This is a genomic window from Cellulomonas terrae (genome assembly GCF_007990265.1).
Taxonomy (GTDB): Bacteria; Actinomycetota; Actinomycetes; order Actinomycetales; family Cellulomonadaceae; genus Cellulomonas; species Cellulomonas terrae.
Map to the genome: position 1 here is coordinate 1 of NZ_BJWH01000041.1, position 6,649 is coordinate 6,649.

Annotated in this window: 6 protein-coding genes, 1 pseudogene and 1 riboswitch; of the genes and pseudogenes, 6 read left to right on the top strand and 1 reads right to left on the bottom strand. The window is 72.9% G+C overall.

The window, feature by feature from the left end; translation table 11 throughout:
- From CTE05_RS20420 to CTE05_RS19920, 3 genes are all read left to right on the top strand, one after another.
- On the top strand, positions 1-184 hold a 184-nt coding region (locus CTE05_RS20420; protein WP_186814949.1), incomplete at its 5' end, for a hypothetical protein.
- An 87-nt stretch (positions 185-271) separates the two neighbouring features.
- On the top strand, positions 272-2,071 hold the full coding sequence (locus CTE05_RS19915) for a DUF4012 domain-containing protein (RefSeq protein ID WP_146848038.1): 1,800 nt from the start codon (positions 272-274) through the stop codon (positions 2,069-2,071).
- 119 nt (positions 2,072-2,190) lie between these two features.
- Positions 2,191-2,883, top strand: a complete 693-nt coding sequence (locus tag CTE05_RS19920) for a peptidase (RefSeq protein ID WP_146848039.1) — start codon at positions 2,191-2,193, stop codon at positions 2,881-2,883.
- 70 nt (positions 2,884-2,953) lie between these two features.
- On the opposite strand, the gene serC is transcribed toward CTE05_RS19920, so the two are convergent.
- Positions 2,954-4,087, bottom strand: a complete 1,134-nt coding sequence (gene serC, locus CTE05_RS19925; RefSeq protein WP_146848040.1) for a phosphoserine transaminase — start codon at positions 4,085-4,087, stop codon at positions 2,954-2,956.
- 127 nt (positions 4,088-4,214) lie between these two features.
- Between serC and CTE05_RS19930 the strand changes: the two genes are divergently transcribed.
- From CTE05_RS19930 to CTE05_RS19940, 3 genes and pseudogenes are all read left to right on the top strand, one after another.
- A complete protein-coding gene (locus tag CTE05_RS19930; protein WP_146848041.1) occupies positions 4,215-4,919 on the top strand; it encodes an iron-dependent transcriptional repressor DtxR in 705 nt (234 codons plus the stop codon).
- 292 nt (positions 4,920-5,211) lie between these two features.
- Positions 5,212-5,377: riboswitch (cyclic di-AMP (ydaO/yuaA leader) on the top strand.
- 92 nt (positions 5,378-5,469) lie between these two features.
- The gene (locus tag CTE05_RS19935; RefSeq protein ID WP_186814950.1) at positions 5,470-6,156 is read left to right on the top strand and encodes a C40 family peptidase; all 687 of its coding nucleotides are present in this window, start codon (positions 5,470-5,472) and stop codon (positions 6,154-6,156) included.
- A 184-nt stretch (positions 6,157-6,340) separates the two neighbouring features.
- Positions 6,341-6,649: pseudogene (locus CTE05_RS19940) on the top strand (hypothetical protein); the annotation flags it as partial.

Consider the following 6,649-nt stretch of genomic DNA (forward strand, 5'->3'; position numbering starts at 1 on the left):
CAAGGCCGGGTCCTCGACGCCCCCGGCGGCGTCGAACATCAACTACGTGCCCGGACGCGCCATCTCGAACCTCGTCGTGGTGGCTCTCCCGGCGGACGGCATCGTGAACGTCTACTCCGAGATGTTCCCCGGCCAGGTCGTGGACGTCGCGATCGATGTCGTGGGGTACGTCCCCGGGGGCTGACCGCCGGCACGGCCGACGGGGTGGCTGCCCGGGTGAATTGCACCGGCGCGGTGCCGTCCGGGTTGTCCGGGATGTCACCCTCGGGTGGTGAGCGCTCCCGTCGACCACCCGCGCGCGCCCGTCGACGACCCGGCGCCCGCTGCACCGGCGCCTCGTCGGGTCACCGCGCGTCGCGTCGCCTTCGGCCTGCTCGCCGTCCTGGTCCTCCTGCTGCTCGCCGTCGGGTGGCTCGCGTTCCGCGGCTACCAGGCGGGCACCGCGCTCCTGTCCGCGAAGGACGTCGTCCAGCAGCTCCAGGCCGACGTCGCCGACGGTGACGCCTCCCAGCTCGAGGCGCGCCTCCCGGAGCTCCGGGAGGACCTGGCGACGGCGCGCACCGCGAGCGGTGACCCGGTCTGGCGGCTCGCGGAGAGCCTGCCGTGGGCGGGAGCGAACCTGGAGGCGGTCCGCGTCGTGACCGTGTCGCTCGACGACGTGGTGCGCGACGCGCTGCCGGCGCTCCAGCAGGTCGACGACCTGCTCGCGTCCCGGCAGGCGCCGGGTGCCGACGGGCGCATCGACCTGGCACCGCTGCTCGCCGCGGCCCCCGACATCGTCTCGGCGGCGGCCGGCGCGCACCAGGCGCAGACGGCGGTGGCCGCGATCGACACCGGGGCCCTGGTCCCGCAGCTGGTCGGGCCGGTCGAGGAGCTGCAGGACGGGATGAGCCAGGTGGCGGGGGCGCTGGACGCGGGGGCGCAGGTGGCGACGCTGCTGCCGCCCATGCTGGGTGCCGACGGGCCGCGCACCTACCTGCTGGTCTCCTTGAACTCGGCGGAGCTGCGCAGCGCGGGCGGCATCGTCGGCGCGTTCGCGGTGCTGCACGCGCAGGACGGCGCGATCTCGCTCACCGACCAGCGCTCGACCATCGACCTGAAGGGCATCGACACCCCGGTCCTCCCGCTCACCGACGAGGAGCTGGTCGTCGACACCGACCGGCTCGGCCGCTGGGTGCAGGACGCCGTGATCACGCCGGACTTCCCGCGCAGCGCACAGCTGCTCTCCGCACGCTGGGCCCGGGACATGGGCCAGACGGTCGACGGCGTCATCGCCGCCGACCCGGTGGGCGCCCGCTACGTGCTGGAGGCCACCGGACCGGTCACCGAACCCGGCGGCAGCACCATCGCCGCCGACGACCTGCTCCAGGTCCTGCTGCGCGACGCCTACCGCGACATCGCCGACCCCGCGGCCGCGGACACGTTCTACGCGGGTGTGGCGGGCTCCATCTTCCGCGCGGTCGGCGCAGGCCAGGGCGACCAGCAGGGGCTGGTCACGGCGCTGGCTCGCGCCGGCAGCGAGGGGCGGATCCGGCTGTGGTCCGCACACCCCGAGGAGCAGGCGACTTTGGCGGAGACGACCATCGGCGCGGCGTTCCTCTCGGGTGACTTCCCCGACGCCGTCGGGGTGTTCCTCAACGACGGCACCGCGGGCAAGCTCGGCTACTACCTGACGACGGCGGTCACGGTCGAGGACCTGCGGTGCAGCGGTGCCGACCCGACGGCGACCGTGCGCCTCGACCTCGACTACGACCCTCCTGCGGACCTCTCCGCGCTGCCGCTGTACGTCACGGGCACGGCACCCACGGGGCTGCCCGTGGGGGACCTGGCCACCAACGTCACCGTCTACGCCCCGGTCGGCGCGCCGCTGCAGGCCCTGGGCCGTGACGAGGGCTTCGTCTCGGGCACCACCGCCACGGTCGCGGGCCGCGACGTCCAGGTGGTCACGTCGACCCTCGCGCCCGGCGAGTCGGAGACGTACCGCGTGGTGGTCCCGGTCCGGGACGGCGTCGTGTCCGTGTGGACGACCCCCACGCTGACCAGCCCGGGGTTCGTCACCGCCACCTGCTGACGCAAACGGGTGAAACGGACCTTTAGGACGAAATCACCCGATAAGTCCTGCCGCATCCGCCGCCCCAGCGCCCACAATGAGTGCGAAATGTCCGATTCCTAGACGGGGGCGATCCCATCATGGCCAGACTCATCCGCGGCGCGCTCGTCGCGACAATCGCGGTCCTCGTGGGCCTTGGTGGCACGCTGCCTGCCCAGGCTGTCGTCGTCCCGACGCCCAGCCCGACCGTCGAGCTGAACGACGGGTGCGTGAACCCGACCGACTCGTACGGCGTCCCGCGTGCCTGCGAGCTCGACGTCCAGATCCTCACGCCCGTGTGCGACAACGAGGTGCCGAAGCTCAGGTACAAGGTCGTCGCCATCGGCACGCCGAACACCACGGTGACCATCACCTGGATCAACCCGACCGGACCGGACGTCGTCTACGCCGACCTGCCGCTCGAGGGCACGGTCAACTGGCCGGGCGCCGTCCAGGACTCCAGCGGCCGCGGCATCGACTGGCCGGGCTGGACGCAGCTGTCCGACGGCTCCTGGGTCGAGGGTGACGAGTTCGACTGGGTCCGTCCCAGCGTGAGCGTCCTCTTCCAGGTCAACCCCGAGGCGACCATGTCGGTCGCGTACCCGCCGTCGAGCCCGAACTGCAACACGAACCCCCCGGGCGAAGAGGTCCTCGCCTCGAACCCGACCTCGGCCGTGCTGTCCGCCACCGGCTCTGACGCCGGTCCGCTGGCCGCCCTGGGCGCCGGACTCGTCGTCATCGGCGCTCTGGCCGTCGCGCTGGTGGCGATCGCCCGCCGTCGCCGCACGGTCTGAGCGTCCGCTCCGACGACAGACGCCCGCCTCCCGTGCTGACCACGGGAGGCGGGCGTCGTCATGCCAGGTGTCAGGTGAGCTGCTCGACCACGTGGTCGATGCAGGCGGTGAGCGCGAGCACGTCGTCCGGCTCGACCGCCGGGTACATGGCGACCCGCAGCTGGTTGCGGCCCAGCTTGCGGTAGGGCTCCACGTCGACGACCCCGTGGGCGCGCAGCACCCGGGCGACCGTGGGCGCCTCGATCTCCGGGTCGAGGTCGATGGTGCCGACGACGTCGGAGCGCAGCGCCGGGTCGACGACGAACGGCGTCGCCCAGTCCCGCGACTCCGCCCAGCCGTACAGGTGCCCCGCGGAGGTCGCCGTGCGCTGCGCCGCCCAGGCCAGGCCGCCGTTGCCGAGGATCCAGTCGAGCTGCTCGGCGAGGAGGACCAGCGTGGCGATGGCCGGGGTGTTCAGCGTCTGGTCCAGCCGCGAGCTCGTCAGCGCCGTGGTGAACGACAGCGACTCCGGGACCCAGCGCCCGCTCGCCTCCACGCGCGCGGCCCGCTCGATCGCGGCGGGCGACGCGGCGGCGAGCCACAGGCCACCGTCGGAGGCGAAGGACTTCTGCGGCGCGAAGTAGTAGACGTCGGTCTGCGCGACGTCCACTGCGAGGCCCCCCGCTCCCGAGGTGCCGTCGACCAGCACCAGCGCACCCTGCTCGCGCGACCCGGTGACCCGGCGCACCGGCGCGACGACGCCGGTCGACGTCTCGTTGTGCGGCCAGGCGTAGGCGTCCACGCCGTCCGCGAAGGCGGGCACAGCGACGCCTCCGGGTGCCGCGGAGGTGACCACGGGCTCACCGACGAAGGGCGCGCGGGCTGCGGCGGCGGCGAACTTGGCACCGAACTCCCCGAACGTGCCGAAGGCAGCGCGGTCCTCGATCAGACAGAGCGTCGCGACGTCCCAGAAGAGGGTCGAGCCGCCGTTGCCGAGGACGACCTCGTACCCGGCGGGCAGGTCGAGCAGCGCGGCGAGCCCCGCCCGGACGCGACCGACGAGCGCGCGCACCGGCGCCTGGCGGTGGGACGTCCCCAGCAGCGCGGCGGCCGGGCCTGCGAGCACGTCGACCTGGGCCTGCCGGACCTTCGAGGGGCCGGAGCCGAAGCGTCCGTCCGCGGGCAGCAGGTGCGCGGGGATCGTGATGTCGTGAGCAGCGGGCACGAGGCGAGGATAGGCGGTGCCGGACCCCGGCTGTCGGCCCGACCAACTAACCTGTGCACAGCGTGGCGCCCCGCTCCCGAGCGGGTGGGTGCCACGCGACGATGACGCGACGCGGGAGGCCTGAGCAGTGAGCGACCTGATCGACACGACGGAGATGTACCTCAAGACGATCTACGAGCTCACCGAGGAAGGCATCACCCCCCTGCGCGCCCGGATCGCGGAGCGGCTCGGCCACTCCGGCCCCACGGTGTCGCAGACGGTCGCCCGGATGGAGCGCGACGGCCTCGTGGTCGTCACCGGCGACCGCCACCTCGAGCTCACCGCGGTGGGTGAGGGCAAGGCGGTGCGCGTCATGCGCAAGCACCGTCTCGCCGAGCGCCTGCTCACGGACGTCATCGGTCTGGAGTGGCCGTACGTGCACGAGGAGGCGTGCCGCTGGGAGCACGTCATGAGCGAGCGCGTGGAGAAGCGGCTCGCGTCGCTGCTCGACCACCCCCACTTCGACCCGTACGGCAACCCGATCCCGGGCCTGGGCGAGATCGGCGAGGAGACGACGCGGGAGACCTTCCTCGACGGCGTGACGTCCCTCGTGTCGTACCGCGGCGAGGCGGGCACTGACGGCACCGAGCGGGCCGTGGTCGCGCGCATCGCGGAGCCGCTGCAGGTGGACGTCGAGCTGCTGACTCGGCTGGCCGAGGCGGGCGTGCTGCCGCACGAGGAGATCGTGATCGAGCGCAGCGACGGCACCGTGACGGTGTCGCGCCCGGGCTCCGAGACCGTCCTGGACCTGCCCGAGGACGTCGCGCGGCACATCTTCGTCGGGACGCGCTGAGCCCCACCGGCCCCTCCCCGCGGAGCCCTGGCCGGTGTCAAGCGATGTCGGCCGTGATCTTCGCCACGGCCTCGGCGGGTGTCCTGTGCGCGCGCTCCCACGCCCGTGATCGGCGTCTTTGCAGGTCACCTCGGCGATCCGCGCCGGTCTGCAGGACGGCCGTCCAACAAGAACGAGATCTCTCGTGATCGGAACGTGACAATCGCGGGGAGGGTCCTGTACGTTCGACCTGCTTCCCCGGAACCCTCCTCCAGGAAAGCCCTCGAGCGGAACGCCTAACCCTGCCGCCGCCACGAGGTCCGCACTGACCGCCGGCAGGGGCGGGGGACCCAATTGCGGGCACCGGAAGTTCGGTGTCCTTGGGGTGAAGCCGCAGAACCGATCTCGATCGGGGACGCGGCCGGGTGTTCTCCCACCCGAACCCGACAGCTGACCTCGTAGGCATCAGGAGAGGCAACGCGTGACCGTGAGCACCACTCGCGCCCGCCATCGTGCGGCGCGCCGTCCTTCGACGCCACTGACCGAGCTCGCTTCGGCCGCCTCGGACCAGATGGGAACCGTCGGACGCCGTACTGCTGTCGTCGTCGGGACCTCGGGACTCGTCGTCTCGATGCTGGGCTCGTCCGCCAGCGCCGCCACCGGTGGTGACGCCGGGGCTCTGCCTGCCGTCGACACCGCCGCGCTGACCGCCTCGGCGCGTGCCGTGCTGAACACCTCGCCGGTGGTGACCGCTCCGGTCGACGCCGCGTGGACGTTCGACGCACCGGTCGTCACGGCCGAGAAGCCGGCCCCGCCGCCGGAGCCGGTCCGCGCCGCGAGCACGACGTCGCGCAGCGCCGCCCGCGCCGCGACCGCCACCACGACCGCGGTCAAGGCCACCACCGCCGCGGTCCCGCAGTCGGTCTCCGGCAACGCCGTCCTCGAGATTGCTGCGCGCTACGTCGGCTCCCCGTACATGAGCGGTGGCACCACCCCGGAGGGCTTCGACTGCTCGGGCTTCACCAGCTACGTCTACGCGCAGCTCGGCATCACCCTGCCGCGCACCTCGTCGGGCCAGAAGGCCGCGGGCACCATCGTCTCCCGGGCCGACGCGCGGCCCGGAGACCTCATCTGGAGCCCCGGTCACATCTCGATCTACGCCGGTGGCAACGACCAGATCGACTCGCCCCGCCCGGGCAAGACGGTCCAGTTCCGCGCCATCTGGCAGAGCTCGCCGGTCTTCATCCGCATCGGCTGAGACCACCTCTTCGCCGACGAGGCCCCGACGACACCAGTCGTCGGGGCCTCGTCGCACTCCGGCACCGGGTGCGGCCCTGGGTCCGGGGCGGCGCGTACTCTGGCCGTGCACCACGCTGTTGCTTCGCTTCGCCGGGCCGGCAGCCAGCCGGTCCGACCCCCGAGGTCGGGAGAACGCCGTGCTCATGAATGCCACGAAGCTGTCCACCGAGGCCGTCGGTGGGGCAGTGTCCGAGGTCGGCTCACCGGGGCTGATCGCGTCCGGCGCCCGCACCCTGCTGCTCAACGCCAGCATGGAACCGCTGTGCATCGTGAGCCTGCGGCGTGCCGTGGTGCTCGTGATGTCCGGCAAGGCGACCGTGCTGGAGACCGACGGCCGGGTGCTGCACTCCGAGCACGTCTCCGTGCCCCTGCCGTCCGTCCTGTGCCTCACGCGCTACGTGCACGTCCCCGTGCGGCGCCCGGTGCCCCCCACGCGCCGCACGGTGCTGCAG